Source organism: Microvirga sp. P4_G7, from assembly GCF_056401005.1.
In genome coordinates, this window is record NZ_JBFUKD010001181.1 from 1 (window position 1) to 553 (window position 553).

A 553-nucleotide genomic window follows, 5' to 3' on the forward strand; every position below is an offset into this window, starting at 1 on the left:
GCATGATCGCCCATGCGGGGGGACCGCCGTTCCAAATCTACGTCATGCCGCAGAGGCTGCCGCGCGACGTTTTCGTCGGCACCGGCGCAATCTATTTCGCGCTCAACAACTGGCTCAAGGTTCCGCCCTACATCGCGCTGGGACAGTTCACATCGGAAAATCTCATGACGGCCGGCGCGCTGTTTCCCGTCGCGATCGCATCGACGTGGGTCGGCGTGTTGCTGGTGCGCCGCGTCACCGGCGCGCGGTTCTACACGATTGTCTACACGCTTCTCGTCTTCGTCGGCGCCAAGCTTACGATCGACGGCGTCATCGCGCTCACATCGTGAACTGAAAAAGCCGCCGCTTCCTGAAAGGCGACGGCTTTCTCAAAGATTTCGATGGATAGCGTATGCAAGAGCATGGCGCCGAAAGGCGATATGGCTTTCGGAAGGCAGCGCGCTCCAACGAACGGGAAAATTACATTTCGCGATGCGGAACCGCTCGGGTTCCCATCGTCGTGATCTAGTGCACGGTTGGCGAATAGGTCGCTTTCAGCCTGGCAATCTCATCC

The 553-nt window shown here is 59.3% G+C and carries 1 protein-coding gene; it reads left to right on the plus strand.

Annotated features, from left to right (window positions below; translation table 11 throughout):
* On the plus strand, nt 1-329 hold a 329-nt coding region (locus tag AC1DT3_RS23760; RefSeq protein WP_477467600.1), incomplete at its 5' end, for a TSUP family transporter.
* Nucleotides 330-553 lie beyond the last annotated feature (224 nt).